Origin of the sequence: Sulfurimonas sp. HSL-1716, assembly GCF_039645975.1 — a bacterium.
Classification (GTDB): domain Bacteria; phylum Campylobacterota; class Campylobacteria; order Campylobacterales; family Sulfurimonadaceae; genus Hydrocurvibacter; species Hydrocurvibacter sulfurireducens.
The window spans coordinates 2,151,827-2,178,165 of record NZ_CP147918.1 but is presented as its reverse complement, the minus strand read 5'-3'; the positions used below and the strand labels follow the sequence as shown (position 1 = coordinate 2,178,165).

The following is a 26,339-nucleotide window of genomic DNA, read 5'->3' as shown; positions in this document are numbered from 1 at the left end:
AAAATTACTAATTAATTTAAACTTGTTAGACAGATAACCACTTAGGATATAATTTCATATGAATAAAACACAGCATTTTTCATTTTTACTGCGACAGTTGAAGTTGTTTTTCAGGGTCGAACTCTTTTTTCTGCTTCTGATGAGTCTGGTGCGCATATATCTTTTTGTAAATTATGCAAAGGGATCGAAATACTCTCTCTCGGAGCTCGCATACGCGTTTTGGATAGGATTCAGGCTCGACGTCAGCGCATTGGCATATACTTTTATACTGCCGGTGCTTATGCTGTTTCTTTTGTGGATATTTCGATTAAGATTTTTAAACTCTCTGGTAAACCACTTTTTTAAACTCTATTTCTTTGTTATCTTCTTGATCCTTTCCGTTTTGATAATTACGGACATAGGGTATTTTTCGTTTTTCGGCGATCATATGACGCTGATGGTCTTTGGGATCTTTGACGATGATACGAAAGCGCTTTTTGAGATCGCGCGAAAAAACTACAACCTGTGGCTTTACGGAGTGATGGGGCTGATCTATACGGCCGCGGGATATTATATAATCTCAAAAGCCATAAAGAACAAGGCAGAGATCAAAGAAAAGAATTGGAACTTTTTTAAACAAGGCGGCTTTTTTTTAGCGCTTTTCGTCATCGTCTTTTTGGCCGTACGCGGTTCTGTTGGACTCTTTCCGTTAGCCGTCTATATCCCGGACGTGTCAAGCGATCCCGTTATCAACAAACTTCCGCAAAATGCCGTTCACGCGATGATAAAAGCCGAAGACCAGTATGAAAAGAGCAAGAGCGGTAATTACGACCTTATCAAGATGAGCGGGTACAAAGGAAAAATAGCCCAGGCATTCAAAATATATACGGGTAAAAACGATATAAACGAAAAAAATCTGCTCTCAAATATCATATACAAAACAAAAAAAGACACTATTTTGGAGAAAAATCCGCCTAATGTCGTACTTGACGTCGTGGAAAGCTTCGGTATGCCTATCCTCGCTTATCAAAGCGAAGAGTTCGACATCATGCGTTCTTTGAAGAAAAATTTCTACAAAGACGTATTGTTCACGAACTTCATATCGGCTTCAAACGGAACCATCGAGGATCTGGAGCCGCTGATGCTCAATATTACGGCTCGTCCGAAATCGACACCGTTTGGGCAAAGCAGATATCTTAACACTTCGTTCTTTCAAGCAAGCGCGCGTGTCTATCAAAAAGCGGGATATGAGACGACGTTCGTATACGGAGGAGATCTTTCTTGGAGAAACGTAGGAGCTTTCTTTTCCAGACAGGGATTTGACCATGTTTACGGTAAGGCAGCGATCATTGAAAAACTGCAGCTCGATGAAGCGAAAGTTTCTCATGACTGGGGAGTCTATGACAAATATCTCCATGAGTACGTTTTGCAAAAGCTAAAAGAGGCCAAAAAACCTCAGCTGATAGTTGTTATGACGACAAACAACCATCCGCCTTATAAGCTGGATCCTGCGTACGACAGTAAAAAGCTGCATTTTTCGGATGAATTGAAAAAACACCTTGTCGGCGATCTTGCATTGGATCATCAGCGCTTTCAGGATTACCAATATGCTCTGGACATGGTCGGACATTTCCTAGACGAGGTGAAAAACTCTTCGTTAAAAGACAATACGGTAGTTGCGATCACGGGAGATAATAACACCGTAGAGGGGATCATGCATTATGATGATTATTATACGCAGACAAAGCGTATCCCTTTTTATATTTACCTTCCTCCTGCTTTGCGATACAAAATAGAAGGGATAGACATGAAAACGGCAGGTTCGGACAAAGATATTTTTCCGACACTCTATAATCTGACTCTCTCGGATGCTTCGTATACGGCTATAGGTACGAATCTGCTTGATAAAAACAAGCTGCATTGCGGATTTAACGATGAAGGGGTCATTGTCGCAAACGACGGCGGTTTTAAGGCGGGACATCCGAACACAAAACTGCAAAAAGAGTGTGACAGATATTACGACGCCACTCTTGCAGTAACGGAATATCTGATAAAATCGCAAAAATAAAAAGGGATCATATTGAAAAAAGTATTGAAACGCTATCTGCCTTATATCAAAGAGTATAAACTTCAATATTTCATTGTTTTGGTAGGCATCATCCTGACTGTGGCGGCGACAACGGCAACTGCGCAGATCATGAAGCCTTTGATGGACGATATGTTCATTAAGCGTGACGAGAAGATGCTCTATCTTATCCCGATAGGTCTGATAGGGATATATTTTCTTAAATCCCTCGGGCGCTATATACAGTCTGTGTATATGAGCTATATAGGACAGCATATAGTTACGCGTTTTAGAGAGCTGCTCTTAAACAAGATCATTACGCTGGATATGGGCTTTTTGTACCTTAACAGAAGCGGAGAACTGATATCGCGCGTCATAAATGACATAGGCAGGATAGAGTATTTTGTCTCCAATATGCTGCCGGAGCTTTTCCGCGAAAGCATTACGGTCGTAGCGCTTATCGGGTATGTCATATATCTCAATCCGAAACTCGCTTTTTATTCTCTCATCCTTGTCCCGCTTATCATCTACCCTCTTATGGCGATTGCCAGAAAGCTGAAAAAATACTCTCACCGTTCACAGGCAAAGAATGCCGACGTCGTGACAAGGCTTACCGAAGTCTTCAATAACAGTGAGATCATAAAAGCCAATGCCACGGAAACTTATGAGATGGAACGTTTTTCACAGGAAAACTGGAAATTCTTTAAGATCAATATGAAGTCCGTTTATGTAGGCGAGCTGGTCTCTCCCATTATGGAGGTCATCGGTGCGGCAGGACTTGCGGCCGTTATCTTCGTCGGCGGCCATGAAGTTTATGCCAACCATATGAGCGTAGGGGAGTTCACGGCATTTTTAACGGCAGTAGGGCTTGTATTTCAGCCCATCCGCAGGATCAGTTCCATCTACCGCAGGGTACAAGACGCCATAGCGGCAAGCGAAAGAGTCTTTGAGATACTCGATATCAATAACGATATCATAGACGGCAAAGAGGAACTCAACGTAGATATAAAATCGATAGAGTTTGTGGATGTAGGGTTGAACTACCACAATAAAAAAGCGCTTAAAGAGGTGAGTTTCAGCGTAAAAGAGGGACAAAACATAGCACTTGTAGGAGACAGCGGCGGCGGGAAAAGTTCGCTTATAAACCTTATTCTCCGTTTTTACGATGCTTCAAGCGGCGAGATACTCATTAACGGCAAAAACATAAAAGAGTACATCCAAAAATCGCTTCGTTACCACATCTCTCTTGTTTCTCAGCGTGTATATATCTTTCAAGATACTCTTGCTGCAAACGTCGCTTACGGACAGGAGATAGACAAAGAACGTGTTAACGAAGCTTTAAGACTTGCGGATGCTTCTGAATTTGTTGCCGGACTGGAAAATGGAATCGATACGATGATGGAGGAGTTCGGTGCAAATCTCTCCGGCGGTCAGCGTCAGCGTATTGCCATCGCTCGCGCTATCTATAAACATGCTTCTCTTCTGCTTTTTGACGAAGCGACATCGGCTTTGGATAATGAAAGTGAAAAACGCATTCAAAGCGCTCTTAAAAACTATGCAAAAGACAAGATAACCATAACGATAGCCCACAGGCTCTCTACGATCGAAGACGCCGATAAGATACTTGTCTTTCAAGCAGGAAAGATCGTAGGACGCGGAACGCATAAAGAGCTTTTGGAAACGTCTGATATATATAAGAAGTTAGCAGGTAAGCTGGAAGGTTAAGCTATATGCAGGAAATTTTCCTGCATACGAGCGGAGGAGGAGATTATTCCGTCTCTTTTTTCAAGACGTCTTCGCGAGGGAAAGTGAACGTCGCTTTTCTGAAGACAACGATCTTCTTTATGATCTTGCCGTTTTTATCTAAAGCGTACGCCTTGATAGTTATCGGAATGACGGTATCTTTACTAGGATCGTCAACCAGCATGTCCGTTGTATAAAGCGTGACTATCTTTTTCTTTTTCACTCCCGGATGGACGGTAAACGGTTTTGTCGGCTGTTCTATCTTTATCTTGTTTTCCATCCCTTTTGGAGGAATTACGTCAAAATAGAACTTATAGTCTTTGTCCTGCGTATTTTGAAGCAGGAAAATATAGGAATTTTTGACGTCATATTTTCCGTTATCTATCTTTTCAATGGCATAAAGGCGGTTCTCTTTGTTTATATTAAGAAGCATATGCTCTTTTTTGCTTCCCATTAAACCGATTACGACGGCCAGTATTACGAGTATTACGGCGTAACCTATGATCTTCGGTCTGAAATATCTTGTTTTTCCGGCTTGGTCGAGTATCTCGCGCTCACTGGACCAGACGACAAGGCTCTCTTTGCCAAGACTGCCCATGACCTTCGTACAGGCATCGACGCATTCCAGACAGTTTATACACTCGAGCTGCAGACCCTTGCGGATATCGATATGCGTCGGACACACGCTCACACAGCTCATACAGGTCGTACATTCTGCATTCGGATTTACTTCAAGCAGATCTTTTTGTTTTGTAAAAGCCAGTTCTTTATGTTCATCATAGATATCCCCGCCGCGGTGAGGATTGTATATCGCCATAACGGTATCTTCATCGTATAAGACGGATTGAACCCTTGAATAAGGACAGACATAGATACAAAAATTTTCTTTTAAAAAGACGATGTCATACACCAAAAAGCCGACGACGCCTACTAAAAAGCCCATCATGACCATATGGTCGGCAGGATTTTTTATGTATTGGAAAAAATCTTCCGGCGGAATGAAATACCATAGAAAATCAGCAGTCGCTACGGTCGCAAGAACGATCCAAAGAGTTACGGCAATAGCTTTTTTTACTTTGTTCTCGGTTTTGCTCATATCCGGTTCTTGCTGTTTGTTCTTAATACGTTTGCGCAGTCCCAGGATCTTTGTTTCGATAAGATCGCGGTAGATAACCCTAAATACTGTTTGGGGACATACCCATCCGCAAAATACGCGTCCGCCCAAAACCGTCATACCGAATATTCCTAAGAACATTATCATCAGTAAAAAAGGCATAAGATACATCTCTTGCATATCGAACTGTACAAAGCCCAGATGAAGTTTTAATTTATCAAAACTCAGTAAAAACAGATGATTTCCGTCAATGGTGATCCATGGTGCTAATAGAGCAAAGGCAGTTGCGAGTGCGTACCCGACATATCTCATCTTTCTCCATGCGATTCCCGTGTTTTTTGGTGTCGGCTTTGAAGTAGTAGCCATATTTTTTCTCCTTATTTGGTTGTTATGGGACATGCGATTTTATTTATCACAGTCTCTTCTGCATCTTCAGGTATTTTATGAACAAGAGAACCCAGAGCTATCTCTTTTAGTTCACGGGATTCTATATAATCTTTTAACGAACTTCGGCTTACTTGCAGCAATCTTGCGATTTCGCTTACGCTTTTATCTGCTTTTATGTGAGATATTATCTCATTATGATACTTATCGAATTTAGATGATGAATGACTTCCTTTTGGTCTGCCGATCGATCGTTTGGAGCTCTCTTGCAGAGTCCGTCGAAGTTGGTCTATAATACCTAAAATCAGCATGACATCGCTATTTTTGCTAATTATAACAGATTGTTTTACAAAGTGGACTTCATATTCGTTTTTCAGCAGACAGCTGAATATCTGAACGGCATCCTCCATGTTCGTAGTAAGCGTCCAGGTGTCATAGACCAAAAGAGTCCCGCCTGCTCCGCTTTTAAAATAGTTTACTACGTCATCCCTGTCTCGCAAACGCTTGTTCTGAGATTTTTGATCTATGTACCTGTCATCGATATTGATCTTCTTTTTTTCGGCATACATATCTATTACTTTGAGCTGTTCATATGCAGTTTCAAAGTTTTTATCCGAACGAATATAAGCGTGAACCATAACGGTAAAATCCCTTTTAGTCTCAAGTTTCGTCGTCATTATACATAATAATGACGATAAAAGTCAATTATAAAAATATTTTTTACGTCAAGCATCTTTGTATTATTTATCTTGCGTTAGTGCTTATGTTTGATATAATCTCATTATGAATACATTGTTTATAGAATACAGAGACCCGCTTTTCGGGATAATCGTTTTTTTTGTCATAGTCTTTGTTATAGCACTGTTTAGTTATTGGTGGGGGCGTTTTAAAGCAAAGGACGATCATCGCCATCTTGACCGGTTTCTCAGTCAGTTCAAAACACCTCCTTCTCAAACCGAGATCAAAGAGCTGATATCCTCATCGAACATATCATCAAAATCATGGCTGCTTTTAGCCGATCTGTATTCGCAAAACGGCGAATACGAAAAGAGTATAGAGATATATCACGAGCTTTTGGCGAACAAAGAGAACGACGTGAACAAAAAAGAGATAATGTTCTTGCTGGGCAAGACCTATTTTAAAGCGGGTTTTTTGGAGAGAAGCAAAAACGTCTTTTTGGAGATATTAAAAGCCAATCCGAGAACCCCTCAGGCTTTGCGTTATCTTCTGCTTATCTATGAACATTTAAAAGATTATAAGTCTGCACTTAACGTGTTAGAACCGCTCGATGAGCTTGGAGAAGACGTCAAAAGCGACAAGGTATATCTTGAATGTATCTTGCTGTTAAATGATTTTTCATTGGATGAGAACGAAAAGATCGCAAAACTTCTGGAGATATACAAAGATCACAAAAGACTGACATACCTGATTTTTGAATATCTTTTTAGAAAAGATCCCAAATCGGCATGGCAGCATCTGGACCAGTCGCAATGCCAAAGAGTAAGCGACCTATTATGGAATCTTGATAAAGATTCTATCGATTTTGATATAATTTCACAGAATGTGTATTTACGAGAGCTTTTTAGTGCAAAAGGTTTTATAAATATGGAACGCAGCAGTAGCGTTTTTGAGTTTGATCTGTTGATCAACCTTAAAAAAAGCGGATATAGGGGCGCTGCGCTTACATTTGAATATATATGTAAAAACTGTAAACAGATCTATCCGTTTGCATTTCACAGATGTCCGAATTGTCATTCTATAGACTCCGTGCTCAGCGAGCCGATCATCTCTAGGGAATATAGTGAAAAAAATAACTCTTTTCAGTGACGGCAGTGCTCTTGGCAACCCCGGTCCCGGCGGTTTTGGAACGATACTCCGGTACAATGACCATGAAAAGATCATAAGCGGCGGAGAGCTTCATACAACGAACAACCGTATGGAGCTGAGGGGTGTCATAGAGGGTTTAAAAGCTTTAAAAGAACCTTGCGAAATCGAAGTGATCTCTGATTCATCGTATGTGGTAAAAGGGATAAACGAGTGGCTTTTGGGCTGGATAGCGAGAGATTTTAAAAAAGTAAAGAATCCTGACCTTTGGCAGGAGTATATCGAGGTCTCCAAACAGCACAAGATAAAAGCCGTATGGGTTCGCGGGCATAACGGACATGACGAGAACGAAAGGTGCGACAGCATCGCAAAAGAGGAAGCCGAAAAACAAAAAAGGCTGGTAAATTAGAATTAGGGAGTACCATGGAGTCGTTGGAAAAAACACTTGGCTACAAGTTTAAAGACAGACAGCTCCTTATCGAAGCGCTGACACATAAAAGCTATAAGCAGCCCTACGATAATGAGCGTCTTGAATTTTTGGGAGATGCGGTTCTTGATCTGGTGGTCGGCGAATATCTTTATAAGAAGTTTCCAAAATCCGATGAGGGAAAACTTTCAAAGATAAGAGCATCACTGGTCAATGAAGAGGGATTTAACAAGCTTGCCAATGTTTTAAATCTCGGTGATTATATATTTTTATCAAATGCCGAAGAGAACAACGAAGGCAGAACAAAGCCTTCTCTTTTGTCAAATGCGTTTGAAGCTGTCATGGGGGCGATATATCTTGAAGCGGGTCTTGAAAAAGTTCAAAAGATCACGATCGGGCTCATAGAAGCGAACTACGAAGAGATATCGCTTGATTCGCTGTTTCGCGATTACAAGACGACGCTTCAGGAACTGACACAGGCACATTTTGGCGTAACGCCGGATTACCGTCTTGTCGGAAGCCGCGGACCGGATCATAAAAAAGAGTTTGAAGTGGCCGTTATGATAGAAGACAAAGAGTATGCAAAAGCCGTAGGCAAGAGCAAAAAGATAGCGCAGCAGGAAGCTGCTTTCATAGCCATAGAGATTTTAAACAAGGAACTTTCATGAACCGTTTTGGACAAAGATTTAGCTTTAGCACGTTTGGCGAGTCTCACGGAAAAGCGCTCGGCTGTTTAGTCGACGGGGTCCCTGCCGGACTTCTTATAGACGAAGCGTTTATTCAAAGCGAACTCGACCGCAGAAAACCCGGTAAAAGCAAATTCGAAACGGCTCGCCAAGAGGATGACAAGGTGGAGATACTCAGCGGCGTGTTCGAGGGTTTGAGCACGGGAACGCCTATTGCGATGATCATCTACAATACGAATCAAAAATCAAAAGACTACTCCAACATCAAAGACGTATTTCGCCCGGGACATGCCGATTTTACCTATTTTCACAAATACGGTATCCGTGATTATCGCGGCGGCGGGCGTTCGTCTGCCAGAGAAACGGCAGCACGCGTTGCGGCGGGAGCCGTCGCAAAACTGATGTTAAAACAGCTTGATATAGAGGTACTAAGCGGAATATGCGAGATCGACGGTATCAAATCAAATGAGTTTGATTACGAATATGCAAAAGAAAGCATCATCTACGCGCTTGACCCGTCCGTCGAAGAGGCGCAAAAAGATGCTGTCATGAAAGCAAAAGAGGTGCATGATTCCGTCGGCGGTGTTTCCCGCGTCGTAATAAAAGGCGCTCCCGTGGGTCTTGGAGAGCCGCTTTATTATAAGATGGACGCCGTACTTGCCGATGCGATGATGGGCATAAATGCGGTAAAAGCCGTAGAGATCGGCGACGGCATCGGCAGTGCGTCGCTGCGAGGCTCACAAAACAATGATCCGATCCGTGCAAACGGATTTATGAGCAATCATGCAGGAGGCATTTTAGGCGGTATCACCAACGCAGAAGAGATCGTCTTAGACGTCTATTTCAAACCGACACCTTCTATCTTTCAAGAACAGCATACAATCACAAAAGACAATGACGAGGTCGACTTCTCGCTCAAAGGACGTCATGACCCGTGTGTCGCGATAAGGGGCACGATAGTGTGCGAAGCGATGGCGGCACTCGTCGTAGCCGATATGGTCTTGCTCAACATGGGTAGAACAATGAACGGCGTAAAGAACTACTACAAATAATCTTTTTACTTTCCTGCGGCAATTACGGAATGCGTGAAATTAAAATCGCGCATTTTCGTAGAAAAATTCATACAATATAAAGTAATTTTTAGGCATAATGCAAACATTTTAAAAAATGGTGTGCCGTCTTTTTAGGGCACATAACAACAGGATAATATATATTGAATACAATCGCACTGAAGTACAATGATGAAATTGTTGACTTGCAAACTGCAAAAGCACTTGGCATCGAAGGTCAGGCAATAGAATTGGACAACTCCAAAGATTCTCTTGAAGTCTTGCGCCATTCGACGGCCCATCTTATGGCTCAAGCTATCAAATCATTATATCCCGATGCGGAATTTTATGTCGGACCGGTAGTAAAAGAGGGATTTTATTACGATTTTAAAACCTCTGCGACTATCGGTGAAAGCGATCTGAAAACGATAGAAAAAGAGATGCTCAATCTTGCCAAGAAAAAAACGGAGATAGAAAAATACGATATCTCTATGGATGAGGCAAAGATAAAATTTGCAAACGATCATCTGAAGCTGGCTGTTTTGCAAAATATCCCGAGCAACACGGTCTCTATCTATAAGCAGGGAGATTTCGAAGATCTTTGCCGCGGTCCCCATCTGCCTAATATCGGATTTATAAGGTATTTTAAACTTATGAAGATCGCGGGTGCATATCTCGGAGGAGATTCTAAAAACGAAATGCTTACCCGTATCTACGGTATTGCGTTTGCGGACAAAGAATCGCTGAAAAACTATCTTGACATGATGGCGGAAGCGGAAAAACGCGACCATAGAAAAGTTGGAGCCGAGATGAATCTTTTTGCATTCCGTGAAGAGGTCGGTTCGGGCTTTGCATTATGGCTTCCGGCTGGTGCACGTCTTCGTTCCCGTTTAGAACAACTTCTTTTTAAAGCGCATCGTAAAAGAGGCTATGAGCCTGTTCGCGGTCCGGAAATGCTTAAAAGCGATCTTTGGAAGGTATCAGGGCACTACCAGAACTATGGCGAAAACATGTATTTTACACATATTGAAGAGTCAGAAGATAAACATATAGAGTTCGGTATCAAACCTATGAACTGTGTCGGGCATATCAAAGTATATGAACATGAACTTCGTTCATACAGAGACCTGCCGCTTAAGTTCTTCGAATATGGTGTTGTCCACCGCCACGAGATGACGGGTGCGCTTCACGGACTTTTTAGAGTCCGTGAATTCACTCAGGATGATGCGCATATTTTTTGTACGATGGGACAAGTAGAAGAACAGATACTTGAAGTACTTGATTTTGTCGATAAGATCATGAAAACATTTGAATTTACGTATGATATGAAGCTTTCGACACGCCCGGATAAAGCCGTTGGTAATACGGAAGTTTGGGATATAGCCGAAGGTGCGTTAAAAAATGCACTTGAAAGAAACAATATGCCTTTTGAGATCGAAGCGGGAGACGGTGCATTTTACGGACCAAAGATAGATATCAAGATTACCGATGCTATCGGTAGGGAATGGCAGTGCGGAACCGTTCAGCTGGACTTAAACTTGCCAAGCAGATTTGAGTTAGAGTACAATGGTGAAGGCAATGAGAAGATTCAGCCCGTCATGATCCATAGAGCGATTTTAGGTTCTTTTGAGCGTTTTGTTGGTATATTGACGGAACATTATGCTGGAGAGTTTCCGATGTTCGTCGCTCCGACGCAGGTTGCGATAGTTCCGATTGCCGAAACTCACAACGCATATGCAAAAGAGTTGGCAGATAAATTGCTTGATATCGGTGCGGACAGCGAGATCTATTCTAAAAACGAAAGTCTCAACAAACGTATCCGTACGGCAGAAAAGGCTCGTGTTCCTATGATCATAGTCCTAGGCGACGAAGAGGTCGCTAACAAAACTATAGCGATAAGAGACCGTAGAACGCGCGAACAATATAACCTAAGTGAAAAAGAGTTTATTTCACTTATACAAACCAAGATCAATGAGGTAAATTTTTGAATAAAAAACAAGACCGTGTCATAATGAATGACGATATCAGAGTTCCTGAAGTACGCTGTAACGTAGATGGTGGAGAGTCATTAGGTATCATATCGACAGATGAGGCTATGGAAAAGGCAAATGAGATGGGACTGGATTTAGTCTTGATCGCTCCTACAGCAAAACCGCCTGTCGCAAAGATCATGGATTACGGTAAGTATAAGTATCAAGAAGAGAAAAAACTCAAAGAACAGCGTAAAAATCAAACGAAGATCGACGTAAAAGAGATAAAGCTCTCTGTAAAAATAGCCGATAACGACATCAATTATAAGGTAAAACATGCGAGAGAGTTTTTAGCTCAAGGCAAGCATGTAAAATTCCGTGTTTTCCTGCGCGGTCGCGAGATGGCTCATCCAGAAGCAGCAAAAGAGGTTTTGCTGCGCGTCTGGCCAATGCTTGAAGATGTCTCTACAATGGAAAAACCGCCTGTGTTCGAGGGTCGCTACTACAATATGTACCTGGTGCCTAACAAATAAATATTATAGAGTAAGAATTCAAAGGAAGCCTTTGAATTCTTTATGCTTCACTCTTTTCTAAACAAAAAAAGCCCCGCCGGAAAAATCTTTTTTACGTAAAAAACACATATAATATGGTAGAATGGTTACATCTCTACTTAAGGGGTGGCGTATGAAAACTATTTTAAAAAAAATCTTTTTTAGTGCGGTGATCGTCTACAGTATAGCGGGCTTTTTGATAGTTCCCTATTTGATCAAAACAAAAGTTATAGGGATCGCCGATAAGCAGATAAACGGTCATATCGAGTTAAGATCCGCATACTTCAACCCCTATAGTTTCCGTCTTACTTTAAACGACTTGAAACTAATTTCTCCGAAAAATAAAACCATCTTTTCGGTGGAAAAATTCAGTGCGAATATAGAATTGTACTCGTTGTTAATGGGCAATATACATTTTAGGGATATAGAGATCAATACCCCTAGGCTGGATGTCGTCTATACAAAAGAGAAAAAATTGAATCTTTTAAGCATAGCGAAAGGACCGGATAAGAAAACATCCTCACCATCTTCGAAACCTCCGAGGATAATGCTCGATAAAATATCGATAACCGACGGATCTGTACGGTATGAGGATTATACCGGTTCGGCACCTTACGATGTTTCGGTGAACGATCTGCAGTTTGTTATCAGGGATATTGACACCGGTGATAATAACTCCACAAACAAAAGTACGTCCACATCCGTTTTTAGAGCAGAACTCAATGACGGCGCTTACATCAAAATAACCAACAGCATCAAATCGATCTCTCCTTTTGTGGCGGACGGCAGTTTTGAGTTTGAAGCGAGCAGGCTGTACACGCAGTGGAAATATCTAAAAGACAAATTAAATATCGAGGTAGCGGACGGCAAGGTCAGTATCGGTTCGAAGTATCATGTTGATCTTGATGACCTGACGGATCTAAAGATATACGATGCGGCAGTGAATGTCTCGAAACTAAGGGTAAAACCAAAAAATGAAAACTTCGACATTTTGAATGTGAAGAGCCTGAAAATAGAAGGTATCTCTGCTATGCCTTTAAAACAAAAAGCGCATATATCCAGTCTCTCTCTTTCGGGTTTGAATGCAAAGCTACAAAGGATCGGTGAGGCAAAGATAGACTGGCAGGATTATTTAAAATATAGTGGCGATAACAACCAAACGGCCGGCGAGAATAAAAAAGAGAGCACTGCGTCGCCTTTTGACCTTACAATTGACGATATAGATATAAAAGATTTCAAAGTAAGCCTGCAAGACAAGTATATCATTCCAAACGTGACAACGACTCTTGACAAGTTTTATCTGCACATCAAAAACGCAACGACGCTGGGTACTACCCCGTTACAATATCAGCTTATCACACAGATCAATAACGGGTTTGATTGTACGGCTGAGGGTTCTTTGACCATGAAAAAGCTGGATCTTTTTTCATCCCTCAACTGCAGCGGTCTGAATTTGGTGCAGTTTAGACCGTATATAGACGATGCCGCAAAAAAATCCCTCAAAAAGTATGATCTGAAACTGGACAGTGCTGTTGTGAATTTTGACTCGAAAGTAGATGTCAAAGATGAAAATTCATCCGTAAATGTAAAGATATCCGATGCCGATTTTGCATTGAAATCGTTGGGAATTTCGAAAAAAACGACTGGTGAACGGCTGTTCTCTTTACATGAGTTCAATTTAAAAAATATATCTGCAGATACGGATAAAAGTAGTATCGAAATTGCTTCCTCTTCGATCATAGAACCGAAGATATTTCTGTCCCGATATAAAAACGGCATTGTCAATATAGACAAAATCGTCGTGCCAAAAGCGGTGAAGCAGGCAAAGAAAAAAGATCATGGAGTGCAAAAAGATTGGAGAGTCCTGGTAAAGGGCTTTGATATAAAAGATGCAAATGTCAGGTTTGAAGATAAAACGCTTGCGAAGCCGGCAAAGACTTCGGTAGATAAAATATATTTTCACGCAGGAAACATCGATTCGAAGAAATGGAGCTGGCTCAATTATGATCTTAGCGCGAAAATAAATAACAGCGGCAGAATAAAAGCAAACGGCAAGCTCCGTCATACGCCTTTAAAACAAAGAGGAAGCATCGATATCGCGAAACTTTCATTGAAGTTTTTAAACCCCTATATCGACGAATATACATATATGAAACTTGATGACGGATATTTTGGTTTCAAAGCAAAAGAGAGATTCTCGCCGTCAAAAAAATCGGCCGATCTGGTTGTAAACGGATCGCTCAGCATAGATGAGCTTTTTATCAACGATACGCAAAATAACAGCAGTCTTATCTCTTTTAATAAACTTTCCATCCCCGCATATACTTTTGAATACGCCCCCGACAGGCTGTATGTGGATAAAGCCGTCCTCGATTCTTTTTATGTAGATGCCGTTATAGACCAGAACAAAACGATAAATTTTGCCAAGCTTTCTAAAGTAAAACCGAGTGATGAAAATCTGAGCGTGAAAAATGACACGAATCAGACACAAAAAAACAGTTTTCCGATCAGGATCATGGACGTGACGATAAAAAACGGAAGTGCAAAATTTGCCGACTTGTCCCTGCCTTTAAAGTTCCAGACCAACATTCATGATCTAAACGGCAAAGTGTACGGCATCTCGAACCAGTTGGTCGAGACAAGCTATATAGATCTTGATGGGATCGTGGACGCTTACGGTTCGGCAAAGATCAACGGTTCGATAAATGCTGCGAACCCTAAGCTTTTTACGGATATGAGCGTCGTATTCAGAAATCTCGATCTCAGTAATCTTTCTCCGTATTCCGCCAACTTTGCCGGTTACAAGATAGATGAAGGAAAACTGTTTTTGGATCTTGGGTATAAGATAGACAACTCCAAACTGGATGCTTCAAACAGCATAATCATCAAAAAAATAAAACTGGGCGATACCATAAAGGATGATAAGATCACGGTGCTTCCTTTGGGATTCGCCATTGCCCTGCTTGAAGACAACGATGGTGTCATAGATATCGATATGCCTATAAAAGGGGATATGAACAATCCGGACTTTAAATACGGCGCTTTGGTATGGAAAACTCTGGGAGGACTTATCACAAAAGCCGTAACGGCACCGTTTAGACTGCTTGGTTCTATGCTTGGTATAGACGGAGAAAAACTAGAAGCGATAGATTTTGAAGCGGGGAAAACCGTTTTACTGCCGCCGGAGAGAGAAAAACTTGACAATCTGGCAAAAGCGCTAAACAAACGTTCGAAACTGCGTTTGATGATTAGCGGAACATATGACGATGCTGCCGACAAAAAAGCGCTGCAAGTAGCGAAATTGATAGAGCAGGTCGTCAAAAAAAGCGGTATAACGAACGAAGATGAAAAAAGAAATGCCCTTACCGCAGAGATGCTCGAAGATATCTATAAGAAATATGTAAAAGAGGATAAACTCGATGAGATAAGAAGTAAGCTGGAAAAAGAGTATACGGATAAAGAACAGTTTAAACAGAAGTATTTGTCACGGCTGGTAGATATCGACAGTTCGTTTATGACCGTAAGTGAAGACGACGTAAAAAAACTGGCTGACGCGAGAGCAAAAACGATTCGTGATTATCTCATTATAAATCATCATCTTGACGAAACAAGGGTCAAATTCGATGCAATAAAACAAACAGAGATAACCGATAAATGGATCAAAACAAAACTCGACGTAAATGTTAAATAATTTTGAATAAAAAATAAAAAATATTTTATTTGGCTTATCTAAAAAATTACAATATACTTCTGTAATTATATTTAAGGGGCTAATATGGCATTTTCTAAAGAGAATCGCAAGGGTACCGTCAGCGGTATCATCTTCGTTGCATTGGTAGCTGCTTCGGCTACATACATTGCAGCGCTCGGACCGATCAAACATCTTGGAATATCTCCGCTTGTCGTGGGTATCGTTATTGGTATTTTTTACGCAAATACTCTTCACAATCATTTTCCAAAAACATGGGAAACGGGTATCGTATTTTCAGGTAAAAAGATATTGCGCTTTGCTATCGTGTTTTACGGGTTTCGTCTTACGTTTCAACAGATAGCGGCAGTCGGATTGGAAGGATTTTTAGTTTCTTTAACCATGCTGGCTACGACTTTTGTTCTTGGAACATGGATAGGGCAGAAATTCTTTAAGCTCGACCGTGATACTTCTATGCTTACTGCTTCGGGAGCTTCTGTTTGCGGAGCGGCAGCAGTACTTGCGACAGAACCGGTCTTAAAGGCTGAAGGTCATAAAGCTGCGGTTGCGGTTAGTATGGTCGTATTGTTTGGAACTATCTCTATGTTCTTGTATCCTGTTCTTTATGCTGCCATTATCGAACCTGCATCAGGATTTTTGCATATGACGCCGCAGCAATTTGGGATATATACGGGCGGTACTATTCATGAAGTTGCACAGGTTGTGGCGGTTCCGGCGTCGATTCCCGGAGCTCCGGTAGAGATGTCTAACAGCGCCGTTATCGTTAAGATGACCAGAGTTATTTTGATCGCTCCTATGCTCATTGTACTGGGTCTTTACCTTTCGTATCAAGCCAAAAAAACGGGTGCGGTTGCAGGAGCCGTTAAGCTTGTTATCCCTTGGTTTGCAGTTTATTTCATAGGAATGGCGGGAGTAAACTCTCTTATCGAGATGTATCTTCAAGGCGGCGGTGCCGCAATAGCAGATACCGTGCATACCTTAATAGGAAAGATCAACGTAATCGATACTTTTTTACTTACGATGGCGATGACCGCACTTGGTATGGGGACCCGTTTTGCAAAGTTCAAAGGTTTGGGACTTGCGCCTATTTATACGGCACTCGGAATGTTTGCATGGTTGGTAGTAGGCGGCTTTTTGGTAACTAAGTTTATTACTTCCGTTGTCTAAATCTAAGGTATGCATATATCTGCATGCCTTTATCTTCTTCTATAACTAAGCGCTTCAAGAATATCTTTTTTCCCGATAAGTTCCCGTTGTTCCAGATCGGCGATCGTACGGGCTACTTTTTGCACTTTTTTTATGGCTCTAAAGGAGAGTGAAAACCGAAGTACCGCATTATCTAAAATATCTTTTGCTTCATCGTTTAAGACACAAAATCTCTCTATCTCCTCATCCGAGAGTTTTCCGTTAAAGCTGTTTTGCCCGCGTTTGGAGATAAACTCCGTTGTTTGAAGTACTTTTTCATGCAGTTGTTTTGAAGTCACGTCACTTCGATCAGCAGCAGATATATTCTGCATTGTTACAGCGATATCTATACGGTCTAAAAAAGGATCGGAAAGCCTGTTTTTGTATTTTTTAATATCAAGTTCATTGCATCTGCACTCTTTTGCCGGATTTAAAAGATTGCCGCATGGACAAGGATTCATTGCTGCAACAAAAAGAAAAGCTGCCGGGTATTGTACTTTCGAGTTGACTCTGGAGATACGTATCTTATCGTCTTGCAAAGGCTCTCTCAGTGCTTCAAGAATATTTTTGGAATAGTGCGGAAGCTCGTCAAAAAAGAGGATCCCGGAATGACTGAGTCCCACTTCGCCTATTTTTGCAGTATATGATCCACCTCCGAAAATACTTGCCTGTGTCGAAGTGTGGTGAGGAGAACGAAAAGGGCGGATCGGCTTAAAATCCGGTTCGCATCCGTCCAGGGCTTGAAGTTTGGCGACTTCCAATATATCTGCAGAGTTCATAGGAGGAAGGATATATCTTAATCTCTGTGCGATCATCGATTTTCCGCATCCCGGACTGCCTTCAAGTATTATGTTGTGAAATCCTGCAGCTGCTATGAGCGCCGCACGTTTTGCGATCTTTTGGCCTTTTACGTCTTTAAAGTCATATCTGTATTCATTTAAATAGTACAGCTTTTCCTGAGCGGATATAAAGTCGTATTCAATAGCCGTCGACGGACTCGGCAATATCGTATGGTCATCGCTTTTTAGCAGGTTCAAGGCGTCTTTTATGTGCGCTGCACCGTAAAACTCCACTTTTGCTATTTTTGTAAGTTTTTTCAGACTCTCTTTTGGTACGATAGCTTTTTTTATAAGATTTTGGTTGGCGAGGGATAAAATAAGGGGATAGAGATATTTGTTCTCTTTTATCTGTCCGTCGAGTCCCAGTTCTCCAAATACGAACCAATCGGAGATATCGGTTTCCTGATCGTCCATAAGCAGCAGTAGTGCAATACTTAGATCAAAATGGCTTCCCTCTTTTTTTAGGTCGCTTGGGCTAAGGTTTATAATGAATCTTTTGGGAGGAAACGAAAAGCCGTTGCTAAGCAGCGCGGATTTGACACGTTCTTTGGATTCGTTGATAGAAGTAGAAGCAATTCCCACGATGTTAAAAGAGGGCAGTCCTTTTGTCAGACTGGATTCTACTTGAACTACCTTGGCTTCTATCCCTTCATACGTTGCGCAGTTTACCTGTTTCATCTTTGATTCCTTACATGTAAGGATAGCAAAGAGAAGCAGCGATGCTTGTTTTATTGCAGAATGAAATATTTTTTAAGAAAAGATCAGAGTCTTTTCTCTTTTATCGCTTTTTTATACTCTTTTTCAAATTTTTTGCGTCTTGCATATGAGAGTTTTTCAATGAAAAGATTTCCCGTCAGATGATCCATCTCATGCTGAATCGCGATACTCAGCAAACCGTCTGCGTCTAAAGTTTTGGTATTTCCGTCTCTGTCTTGATAATTTATCGTTATCGTCTCATAGCGTTCGATATCTTCGTAAAATCCGGGGACGCTTAGACAACCCTCCTGATAAACGGTCGATCCCTCTTTTTTTATAAGAATAGGGTTTATGATCTCCATGAGATTCTCCGTGGGCTGATTTCCTTCGCTGTCGGGAATATTCAAGATCAATATGTTCAAGGGGTGGTTCACCTGTATGGCAGCCAGTCCTATACCATTTGACAGAAGCATAGTCTCATTCATGGCATCTAAGAGTTTGTGTATGTTTTCGTCAAATTTGGTTACGTTTTTTGATTTTTGTTTTAGTCGTTTATCCGGATATGTCAGAATTGTAAGGTTCATTTTTATTTTGATCTTTCATTGTTATTGGTCGTTAAGTACAATGTAGGTAATTGTCGGATCCTTATATGCCGTTTCCATAGCTTTTAGAGCATTGACGATGATCTCGTCTGTTGTTGAGGTATGGAGTATCGGAGTGATCCCGATGGAGACCTTTAGTTCTATCTCTTTGTCCGCCAAGAAGAAATTGCTGTTTTGAACAAGTTCACTGAGTCTCTGTGCTGCTTTTATTGCACTGTCGATATCGGTGTGCTTTAAGAGCATAGAAAATACGCCGTTTCCGTAATGAGCGACGGTATCGCTTCTTCTGGATGTTTTCATCAGAAGTCGTGCAATGGTTCTGGTCATAAGCATAAGGGCTTTTTCGTTTATGATCTCTTTTACGAGTTCGTTGGAAAGTTCTATCATGATAATAGTACTTTTGTGTTTGAACTCTTTGATGAGCTGGATCTCCTGTTCCACTTTGTTTAATAGGTATCGTTTATTGTATATTCCGTATTTATTATCAAAAATGGTTTCGTTCTCGACATTCTTGACTATCGTTGCAGTATGGTCGTACAAAGATTTTAGGTTTGAAATCTGTTTTTTCAATATCTCATCGAGTTTGCCGAGATCGGTTTCGAGAGAGGAGATGACGCTTAGAACATTTTTAGAATCTTTGTTCTGCGATATTTCATCTTTTCTTTTTGCCAGGATCTTGGTCATAAGAGTCATGTTCTTATATAAGCCTGCCGAAACGGAAAGGATGCTTTTAACCGAGACAAATCCATGTTTGAGCGTTCTTTCCAGTTCGATCGTTGCTTCATCGTTGTTTGTCTCTTCCAGCTGCAAGATGGCTTTTATCTGCTTGCGGAGAGTATCGCTTTTATCTTCGAGCAGCCTGTCGAAATAGAGCGAAAAGTTGTTGGGAGTCGGTGGAAGATTGTCTTTTAAAAGAGAATCCAAAACCTCTTTCGAGTAGAGTTCGACGTCATTGCTCGGATCATTAAAGCTTGACGAGATCGTGTCGTTTAAACTTTCATCATCTTCAAGAGATACATTTGTAATATCTCGTCTTTTTCTTAATGATTTAGCCATTGTCCATCCTACTCTTCTTTTTCTTTTTTGATTAAAACTTCATCGATTATACCATAGTTTTTAGCTTCTGTAGCACTCATAAAGTGGTCTCTGTCGGTGTCTTTTTCGAGTTTTTTAATATTTTGTCCGGTATTTTTTGCAAGGATGGAGTTTAACTCGGATTTCATTCTGAGTATCTCCTCTGCTTGAATCGCTATATCAGAAGCTTGCCCCTGCGCACCGCCTAGAGGCTGGTGTATCATGATTCTGGCATGAGGAAGAGCGTAACGCTTGCCTTTTGTACCCGAACTTAGCAGAAACGAACCCATGGATGCCGCTTGACCTATACAGATCGTAGCGACGTCGGGACGAATATAGTTCATTGTGTCAAATATTGCCATACCCGATGTTACGACGCCTCCAGGAGAGTTGATGTAAAAATAGATATCTTTCTCCGGATCTTCCGCTTCCAAAAACAGAAACTGTGCAACGATGGTCGAAGCGACGGCATCGTTGACTTCACCGCTCAACATGACGATACGATCTTTTAAAAGACGGGAGTAGATATCATACGAACGCTCACCACGACCGGATTTTTCTACTACATACGGGATATAACTCATATTATGCGTCTTTTATCTTTGCATTTAAAAGTTTGTTAAGGACTTTATCTTCGACCATAGCCATTTGAATAGCCGGCAGATATCCTGAATTTTGATAGTGAGTGTATGTTTGTTGAGGATCTTGTCCCATCTGCATAGCTTCAAAATAGATAGTCTGCATCAATTCCTGCTCCGTTACAGAGATATTTTCGGCTTTTGCCAAAGCATCGATGATGAATGTCGCTTTTACGCTGTTTGCTGCATCTTCGCGGAACGTTTCGCGAAGTTCAGTTACTTTATCGGCATTTTCTCTTAGCTCTTTTAATTCATCTTCGCTCATTGTCTGAGCTTTTTTGTTGATAGCCATATCTATCTCTTGATCGACCACAAATTCCGGCAGAGCAAATTCGATTTTGGCTACGAAAGTTTCCAGCAATTTAGGTTTTAGTTCAGAGTTGTAAAGTTGTGAAAGCTTTTCGTTTTCCAGTTGGGTTTTTACCTGTTCTTTCAGCTTTTCAAAGCTGGCATCATCTTCGCCCGGAAGCATTTTTTTAGCCAGTTCGTCATCGAGTGCCACTTCCTCTTTTTCTTGGATGGCATTTACTTTTACTTTGAATTCGGTCTCTTTGCCCGCTAGTTTCTCACTGCCGTAATCCGCAGGGAAAGTAACTGTAATAGTTTTCTCTTCGCCTTTTTTCATACCGATAACCTGGTCTTCAAATCCCGGGATGAATTGACCTGAACCGAGCTGCAGCGAGAATGCTTCGGCTTTTCCGCCTTCAAATGCTACACCGTCGAGAAAACCTTCAAAGTCGATGCTCACGGTATCGCCTTTTTTAAGCTTGCGCGCACTTTTGCTGTTTTTGAGCGGAGCCTGAGATTCGGCAAGCTCTTTTATACGGGACATGACCTCTTCGTCCGTCACTTCCGGTTTTTCAAAAGTATCTATCAAAGAAGCGTACTCTCCAAGATCGATCTCGGGACGCATTGCAATTTTGACTTCTACTTCTATTTTCTCATCGCTTTTATCAAACTTGACTACCTGCGGATCGCCTATAAGACTTTCGGCAGCGACCTCTATCTGTTTTAAACCAGCATCAAGTACATCGCGTAGAGATTGTGTTTCGGCATCTTCTAATAATTTTGCTCCGTACTGTTTTTTTACCGCGCTCAAAGGTACTTTGCCTTTTCTAAAGCCGGCAATATTGGCTGTTTTGCTAAGCTGTTTAGCGATTTTATCGACATTTGCCTGGATCACATCGTTTGAGATCGTAGCTTTAATATTGGCATTCGCCGTATCGATTTTGTTTGCTTTGATATCCATCAATTTCCTTTATTTCCTATTTTGGCATAGGTCTTCTATTGTGATAATTTTGAGCAATAATACCAAAAAAGTTCTTTAACATATATTATTTGCAAAGCCGAGGTTTAAAATTTAACAGCAGCAGCCATAGTACGGCCAGATCTATCATAACATCCGCAAAATTGAATATCGCAAAATCAAAACCGCAGTGCCAGTAGACATAATCGACGACTCCGCCGTGAACAAACCTGTCGTATATGTTTGAAAAGCCGGCTCCTATGAGTATACCTGCAGGAAGTGTGTAACAGCTTTTTTTTAGGTTGACGACATAGACAAATGCTCCCGAGATAAGCAGAAGCTGTATCCATTTGAGAGAATCTTCTAAAAAAGCGAACATCGAAAAAGCCACGCCGTAGTTAAAAACAAGACGCAGATTTATACAGCTTGTCTGGTAGATATCAAGAGCGCGGGTATAAAGATAATCCTGCGGAACACCGTACATATCCATCGCTTTTAGGATAAAAAACTCTTTTATGCCTTGATCGATCATAAAGATACCTATGATCGAAAGAATCAGCGGCAGCAGCAGTTTATAGGTCGGCTTAAGCATTGAGCTTCGTGCTTAAAAAGTCTACTATCATTTTCATAGCGCTGTTTATCTTCTTTTCATCTTTTGCTTCAAGCAAGATGCGCAGTTTGTTCTCCGTTCCCGAATATCTGATGAGATGGCGTATATGCTCCTCTTCAAGAGTCTCTAGTATTTTTTCAAGCCCCTCTATCTCCTCAAGCGGCTTTTTATGTTTGATGTTTATATTCACAAGTTCTTGAGGATAAAGAGTAAAAGGGCGTAAAACTGCGGAAGCGGAAGCTTTTCTTGAGATGATCAGCGCCAAGACCTGCAGAGCGCTTACAAGCCCGTCGCCTGTTTTCGCGTAATCATGGATGATGATATGTCCGCTTTGTTCACCGCCGAAGTTCATCCCATGTTTGTTCATTATGTCCAAGACGTTTTTGTCTCCCACGTCGCTGCGGTAAAGCTTTAGTCCGTCTTGAGCCAGAGCGTCTTCAAGAGCCTGATTGCTCATCACCGTAGCGACGATGCCGTCGCCTTTGAGTCTGTTATTGTGATGAAGATAAAGCCCGAGTGCGCCGAGAAGCTGGTCCCCGTCGACCACCTCTCCGTTCTCGTCCACTATGACGACTCTGTCCGCATCTCCGTCAAGGGCTATTCCCAGATCGGCTCTGTATTTTTTTACGGCTGCGCACAGCTCTTTGGTATGCAGTGCTCCGCACCCTTCGTTGATGTTAAAACCGTCGGGCTTGTCATGCAAAACGATGACCTCCGCGCCAAGCTCTTCTAAGACCGTCGGACCGACCTTGTATCCTGCCCCGTTGGCGGTATCGAGAACAATCCTCATATCCTGCAGGGTGAGTTCGGTAGGAAAAGAGTTTTTAAGCTGAATGATATAACGCCCGATTACGTCGTCTATACGTTTTGCCTGGCCGATGTTTTTGCCGATAACGCAGGCTTCTTCTACTTTGGAATCATCAAAATATATGGCTTCTATCTCCTGCTCGACCTCTTTTGAGAGTTTATCGCCATGTTTATCGAAGAATTTGATACCGTTATCGTCATAAGGATTATGCGAGGCGCTGATCATGATGCCGGCGTCGCATCGCATATTTTCCGTTAAAAATGCGATGGCAGGCGTAGGCATAGGACCTATCTGGATCACGTCGTATCCCACCGACGTCAATCCGCTGACTATAGCGTTTTCTATCATATAGCCGCTTCTTCTGGTATCTTTTCCAACAAGAATGCGTCTTGTTCTGGCCTGTTTTTTAAAATAAACACCCGCGGCTTGAGCCAGCCGCATAGCTAAAGAAGCCGTCAAAACACTTCCGGCTTGTCCGCGTACTCCGTCAGTTCCAAAAAGTCTCATAAATCGTCCTGTCAATATCAATTGGCGGTATTTTAACATATTAGATTAAAAAATATAGTTTTCTTTAGCTTTAACTTAAATTTAATTATATTTAAGGTAATATTCGACACTAAATTTTATGAGAAGGACTCATTATATGGCAAATCATAAGTCATCTTTGAAACGTATCCGCCAAACTATCGTTCGTACAGAGCGTAACCGTTTCTACCGTACACGTTTAAAAAACATCGTTAAAGATGTCCGTTCTGCTATTGAAGCGGGAAATAAAACAGAAGCAGAAGCTGCTTTTAAAGTTGCAAATAAACAACTTCACACATTCGTAAGCAAAGGTATCTTGAAAAAAGAGACTGCTGCAAGAAAAGTAAGTCGTCTACATAGAGCTGTAAACGCTATATAATTTATTAGGGTTTCAATGCTGTCAGATAAACTAAATCCGTTTATCAATCGCTATAATGAGCTAAGCAGACTGCTTAGTTCGCCCGATATAACCTCTGACATCAAAAGGATGACAGAACTCTCCAAAGAACAATCTTCACTTTCAGACATCGTTGAAAAAGCAAACGAGTATAAAGCCGTACTTTCACAGATCGAAGACGCGAAATCCATGCTTTACGATCCTGAGATGTCGGATATGGCAAAAGAGGAGCTCAAAGAACTCGAGCCTCGTGTCGATGAACTCGAAGAGGAGATAAAACTTCTTCTTCTGCCAAAAGATCCTAACGACGATAGAAACACCATTATAGAACTTCGTGCAGGAGCGGGCGGTGATGAAGCCGCCATCTTTGTCGGAGATCTTTTTGATGCATATCTTCGTTATGCCGAAAACCGCAATTGGAAAGTCGAACTGATGAGCACGTCTCCGTCCGAATCGGGCGGATATAAAGAGGTTATCGCCCTTGTCAAGGGTGAACAGGTCTATAGCAGATTGAAATTTGAAGGCGGGACACACCGTGTTCAGCGCGTTCCCGCGACAGAATCTCAAGGGCGTGTCCACACGTCGGCGATCACCGTTGCCGTTATGGCCGAGGTTGATGATGTTGAGATCCAGATAAACGAGAACGATCTTAAGATCGACGTCATGCGCTCCAGCGGATGCGGCGGGCAGAGTGTCAACACCACCGATTCCGCCGTACGTATCACGCATATACCTACGGGTATAGTCGTGACGAATCAGGATCAGAAATCTCAGCACAAGAATAAAGAAAAAGCGATGAAGGTTCTTAAAGCGCGTCTGTACGATATGCAGATGCAAGAACTCCAGGCCAAAGACAGCGAGGCCCGTGCAATGCAGGTAGGTACGGGGGACAGGAGCGGACGTATCCGTACATACAATTATCCTCAAAACCGTATATCCGACCACCGTATAGGTCTGACTCTTTACAGGCTTAACGAGATCATGGACGGCGGGCTGCTCGATGAGGTCATAGAACCGCTGATAGCCGACCATCAGGCTAAGATTGTAGAATCCGCAGGTCTGTAAGACCTTTGCATGTGAGACAGTTCTTGCATGCAGCCTCTTTAAATTTCCGATAAATATTAATAATTTCTTTGCTACAATATTCCTAACTGCAAAATATGGATATAAAAATGACGGAAAAAGTAGGGCTCTCTCCCGGTACTGCTATCTATACGGGTGACGTAGAGATCAAGAAACCGGAGATCACGATTATAAAATATGATCTAAACGAAGTGCTTACGCAGGAGTGCGATAGTTTGGAGTGCATAGAAACGCTTTTAAAGCGCTCCGAAAAGAGTATGCCGACCTGGGTTCATATCGAGCCTATAAGCGATCAAGAGAGTATTGCGAAGCTGTGCGGGAGTTTTAATATCCATTCACTAGTCGCAGAAGATATCCTTTCTGTAGCTCACAGGCCGAAGATAGAAGAGTTTGAAAACTACATATTCGTGATACTCAAATATATCGAGTATGTCGGAGAGGAACTGAAATTTTCTCAGATCTCGTTTGTCTTAAAAGAGGACTTTTTGATAACTTTTGCCGACGATTCGCCTCAAAGATTTGAGATAATCAAAAAAAGGATCGCAAAAAAAGATTCTCGAATGAGGAGAGAGGGGAATGAATATCTCTTCTTTGCACTTATCGATTATCTTGTAGATCAATATTTTATCGTACTGGAAAAGATAGGCGAGAAGATAGAAGATATCGAAGACGAAATACTGAACAACCCTACAAGACAGAGCATACAAAATGTTCATGACCTAAAGCGGACGCTGGTAGAACTTAAAAAATCCGTATGGCCGCTGCGTGAACTGCTGAACGCTCTTTTAATCTCCGACGGCGTGAAACAGCAGTATCATATCTATTTTAAAGACACGTACGATCATGTTATAAACATCATCGATATCATCGAAGGATACAGAGACAGCGTGTCGAGTTTTTTGGATATCTACCTTTCGACACTCAGCAATCGCATGAACGAGATCATGAAAACGCTTTCCATCATCGCTACGATATTTATTCCTCTTTCGTTTTTAACGGGATATTTCGGGATGAACTTTAAGTACGAGACGATCTTCGAATCACAGGATGCATACTACTTTTCAAATATACTGATGATCATAATTCCCGTGTTTTTATTGATTTATTTCAAATTTCGAAAATGGTTTTAGCGAGT

The 26,339-nt window shown here is 41.6% G+C and carries 22 protein-coding genes; 13 read left to right on the top strand and 9 right to left on the bottom strand.

Translation table 11 applies throughout. The annotated features are described in order from the left end of the window. Positions 1–58 precede the first annotated feature (58 nt). Both WCY03_RS11105 and WCY03_RS11100 read left to right on the top strand, forming a co-directional pair. On the top strand, positions 59–2,047 hold the full coding sequence (locus WCY03_RS11105; RefSeq protein ID WP_345992889.1) for a sulfatase-like hydrolase/transferase: 1,989 nt from the start codon (positions 59–61) through the stop codon (positions 2,045–2,047). Positions 2,048–2,059: 12 nt separating this feature from the next. Then, entirely contained in the window at positions 2,060–3,769 is a 1,710-nt protein-coding gene (locus tag WCY03_RS11100; protein WP_345992888.1) for an ABC transporter ATP-binding protein, read from the top strand. A gap of 43 nt (positions 3,770–3,812) precedes the next feature. Here WCY03_RS11100 and ccoG read toward each other — a convergent pair whose 3' ends face one another. Both ccoG and WCY03_RS11090 read right to left on the bottom strand, forming a co-directional pair. After that, the gene (gene ccoG / locus WCY03_RS11095) at positions 3,813–5,213 is read right to left on the bottom strand and encodes a cytochrome c oxidase accessory protein CcoG (RefSeq protein WP_345994089.1); all 1,401 of its coding nucleotides are present in this window, start codon (positions 5,211–5,213) and stop codon (positions 3,813–3,815) included. 65 nt (positions 5,214–5,278) lie between these two features. Then, positions 5,279–5,962 carry a recombinase family protein gene (locus tag WCY03_RS11090; RefSeq protein ID WP_345992887.1) on the bottom strand — a complete coding sequence of 228 codons (684 nt, stop codon included), beginning with the start codon at positions 5,960–5,962 and terminating at the stop codon, positions 5,279–5,281. Positions 5,963–6,068: 106 nt separating this feature from the next. Between WCY03_RS11090 and WCY03_RS11085 the strand changes: the two genes are divergently transcribed. The 8 genes from WCY03_RS11085 to WCY03_RS11050 all read left to right on the top strand — a co-directional run bounded on the left by WCY03_RS11085 (position 6,069) and on the right by WCY03_RS11050 (position 16,668). Then, positions 6,069–7,112 (top strand): tetratricopeptide repeat protein, encoded by a 1,044-nt coding sequence (locus tag WCY03_RS11085; protein WP_345992886.1) that lies wholly within the window; start codon positions 6,069–6,071, stop codon positions 7,110–7,112. Beyond that, the gene (rnhA, locus tag WCY03_RS11080) at positions 7,087–7,518 is read left to right on the top strand and encodes a ribonuclease HI (RefSeq protein WP_345992885.1); all 432 of its coding nucleotides are present in this window, start codon (positions 7,087–7,089) and stop codon (positions 7,516–7,518) included. Before WCY03_RS11085 ends, rnhA begins: the two co-directional genes overlap by 26 nt. 14 nt (positions 7,519–7,532) lie before the next feature. Beyond that, entirely contained in the window at positions 7,533–8,204 is a 672-nt protein-coding gene (gene rnc, locus WCY03_RS11075; protein WP_345992884.1) for a ribonuclease III, read from the top strand. Continuing rightward, complete coding sequence (gene aroC / locus WCY03_RS11070) at positions 8,201–9,274, top strand: chorismate synthase (protein WP_345992883.1); 1,074 nt, start codon at positions 8,201–8,203, stop codon at positions 9,272–9,274. Before rnc ends, aroC begins: the two co-directional genes overlap by 4 nt. A 161-nt stretch (positions 9,275–9,435) precedes the next feature. Then, positions 9,436–11,259 carry a threonine--tRNA ligase gene (gene thrS, locus WCY03_RS11065; protein ID WP_345992882.1) on the top strand — a complete coding sequence of 608 codons (1,824 nt, stop codon included), beginning with the start codon at positions 9,436–9,438 and terminating at the stop codon, positions 11,257–11,259. Further along, positions 11,256–11,774 (top strand): translation initiation factor IF-3, encoded by a 519-nt coding sequence (gene infC / locus WCY03_RS11060; protein WP_345992881.1) that lies wholly within the window; start codon positions 11,256–11,258, stop codon positions 11,772–11,774. The genes thrS and infC overlap by 4 nt, the downstream gene beginning before the upstream one ends. A 151-nt stretch (positions 11,775–11,925) precedes the next feature. Continuing rightward, positions 11,926–15,483: a DUF748 domain-containing protein gene (locus WCY03_RS11055; RefSeq protein WP_345992880.1), complete on the top strand. Its 3,558-nt coding sequence runs from the start codon at positions 11,926–11,928 to the stop codon at positions 15,481–15,483. A gap of 84 nt (positions 15,484–15,567) precedes the next feature. After that, positions 15,568–16,668: a YeiH family protein gene (locus tag WCY03_RS11050; RefSeq protein WP_345992879.1), complete on the top strand. Its 1,101-nt coding sequence runs from the start codon at positions 15,568–15,570 to the stop codon at positions 16,666–16,668. 29 nt (positions 16,669–16,697) lie between these two features. Here the strand turns inward: WCY03_RS11050 and WCY03_RS11045 are convergent, their stop codons facing one another. The 7 genes from WCY03_RS11045 to glmM form a co-directional block, all read right to left on the bottom strand. Beyond that, on the bottom strand, positions 16,698–18,203 hold the full coding sequence (locus WCY03_RS11045; protein ID WP_345992878.1) for a YifB family Mg chelatase-like AAA ATPase: 1,506 nt from the start codon (positions 18,201–18,203) through the stop codon (positions 16,698–16,700). Between the two features lie 83 nt (positions 18,204–18,286). Then, positions 18,287–18,805 carry a peptide deformylase gene (def, locus tag WCY03_RS11040; protein ID WP_345992877.1) on the bottom strand — a complete coding sequence of 173 codons (519 nt, stop codon included), beginning with the start codon at positions 18,803–18,805 and terminating at the stop codon, positions 18,287–18,289. Positions 18,806–18,826: 21 nt separating this feature from the next. Further along, positions 18,827–19,879 carry a GGDEF domain-containing protein gene (locus WCY03_RS11035; RefSeq protein ID WP_345992876.1) on the bottom strand — a complete coding sequence of 351 codons (1,053 nt, stop codon included), beginning with the start codon at positions 19,877–19,879 and terminating at the stop codon, positions 18,827–18,829. A gap of 8 nt (positions 19,880–19,887) precedes the next feature. Further along, entirely contained in the window at positions 19,888–20,481 is a 594-nt protein-coding gene (gene clpP / locus WCY03_RS11030; RefSeq protein WP_345992875.1) for an ATP-dependent Clp endopeptidase proteolytic subunit ClpP, read from the bottom strand. Between the two features lies 1 nt (position 20,482). Then, entirely contained in the window at positions 20,483–21,784 is a 1,302-nt protein-coding gene (gene tig, locus WCY03_RS11025) for a trigger factor (RefSeq protein ID WP_345992874.1), read from the bottom strand. A gap of 85 nt (positions 21,785–21,869) precedes the next feature. Further along, complete coding sequence (gene lspA / locus WCY03_RS11020; protein WP_345992873.1) at positions 21,870–22,373, bottom strand: signal peptidase II; 504 nt, start codon at positions 22,371–22,373, stop codon at positions 21,870–21,872. Further along, on the bottom strand, positions 22,366–23,706 hold the full coding sequence (gene glmM, locus WCY03_RS11015) for a phosphoglucosamine mutase (protein ID WP_345992872.1): 1,341 nt from the start codon (positions 23,704–23,706) through the stop codon (positions 22,366–22,368). The genes lspA and glmM overlap by 8 nt, the downstream gene beginning before the upstream one ends. A 136-nt stretch (positions 23,707–23,842) precedes the next feature. On the opposite strand from glmM, the gene rpsT reads away from it, so the two are divergent. The 3 genes from rpsT to corA all read left to right on the top strand — a co-directional run bounded on the left by rpsT (position 23,843) and on the right by corA (position 26,334). Beyond that, positions 23,843–24,103 carry a 30S ribosomal protein S20 gene (gene rpsT, locus WCY03_RS11010; RefSeq protein WP_345992871.1) on the top strand — a complete coding sequence of 87 codons (261 nt, stop codon included), beginning with the start codon at positions 23,843–23,845 and terminating at the stop codon, positions 24,101–24,103. A 15-nt stretch (positions 24,104–24,118) separates the two neighbouring features. After that, complete coding sequence (gene prfA, locus WCY03_RS11005) at positions 24,119–25,186, top strand: peptide chain release factor 1 (RefSeq protein WP_345992870.1); 1,068 nt, start codon at positions 24,119–24,121, stop codon at positions 25,184–25,186. 107 nt (positions 25,187–25,293) lie between these two features. After that, entirely contained in the window at positions 25,294–26,334 is a 1,041-nt protein-coding gene (gene corA / locus WCY03_RS11000; RefSeq protein WP_345992869.1) for a magnesium/cobalt transporter CorA, read from the top strand. The last annotated feature ends 5 nt before the right edge of the window (positions 26,335–26,339 follow it).

Bases quoted from the DNA above. Each gene is read 5' to 3' on its own strand.
- WCY03_RS11105 (WP_345992889.1), top strand. From the start codon at position 59: ATGAATAAAACACAGCATTTTTCATTTTTACTGCGACAGTTGAAGTTG.
- ccoG (WP_345994089.1), bottom strand. From the start codon at position 5,213: ATGAGATATGTCGGGTACGCACTCGCAACTGCCTTTGCTCTATTAGCA.
- WCY03_RS11090 (WP_345992887.1), bottom strand. From the start codon at position 5,962: ATGACGACGAAACTTGAGACTAAAAGGGATTTTACCGTTATGGTTCAC.
- WCY03_RS11085 (WP_345992886.1), top strand. From the start codon at position 6,069: ATGAATACATTGTTTATAGAATACAGAGACCCGCTTTTCGGGATAATC.
- rnc (WP_345992884.1), top strand. From the start codon at position 7,533: ATGGAGTCGTTGGAAAAAACACTTGGCTACAAGTTTAAAGACAGACAG.
- aroC (WP_345992883.1), top strand. From the start codon at position 8,201: ATGAACCGTTTTGGACAAAGATTTAGCTTTAGCACGTTTGGCGAGTCT.
- WCY03_RS11055 (WP_345992880.1), top strand. From the start codon at position 11,926: ATGAAAACTATTTTAAAAAAAATCTTTTTTAGTGCGGTGATCGTCTAC.
- WCY03_RS11050 (WP_345992879.1), top strand. From the start codon at position 15,568: ATGGCATTTTCTAAAGAGAATCGCAAGGGTACCGTCAGCGGTATCATC.
- WCY03_RS11045 (WP_345992878.1), bottom strand. From the start codon at position 18,203: ATGAAACAGGTAAACTGCGCAACGTATGAAGGGATAGAAGCCAAGGTA.
- def (WP_345992877.1), bottom strand. From the start codon at position 18,805: ATGAACCTTACAATTCTGACATATCCGGATAAACGACTAAAACAAAAA.
- WCY03_RS11035 (WP_345992876.1), bottom strand. From the start codon at position 19,879: ATGGCTAAATCATTAAGAAAAAGACGAGATATTACAAATGTATCTCTT.
- clpP (WP_345992875.1), bottom strand. From the start codon at position 20,481: ATGAGTTATATCCCGTATGTAGTAGAAAAATCCGGTCGTGGTGAGCGT.
- tig (WP_345992874.1), bottom strand. From the start codon at position 21,784: ATGGATATCAAAGCAAACAAAATCGATACGGCGAATGCCAATATTAAA.
- lspA (WP_345992873.1), bottom strand. From the start codon at position 22,373: ATGCTTAAGCCGACCTATAAACTGCTGCTGCCGCTGATTCTTTCGATC.
- glmM (WP_345992872.1), bottom strand. From the start codon at position 23,706: ATGAGACTTTTTGGAACTGACGGAGTACGCGGACAAGCCGGAAGTGTT.
- rpsT (WP_345992871.1), top strand. From the start codon at position 23,843: ATGGCAAATCATAAGTCATCTTTGAAACGTATCCGCCAAACTATCGTT.
- prfA (WP_345992870.1), top strand. From the start codon at position 24,119: ATGCTGTCAGATAAACTAAATCCGTTTATCAATCGCTATAATGAGCTA.
- corA (WP_345992869.1), top strand. From the start codon at position 25,294: ATGACGGAAAAAGTAGGGCTCTCTCCCGGTACTGCTATCTATACGGGT.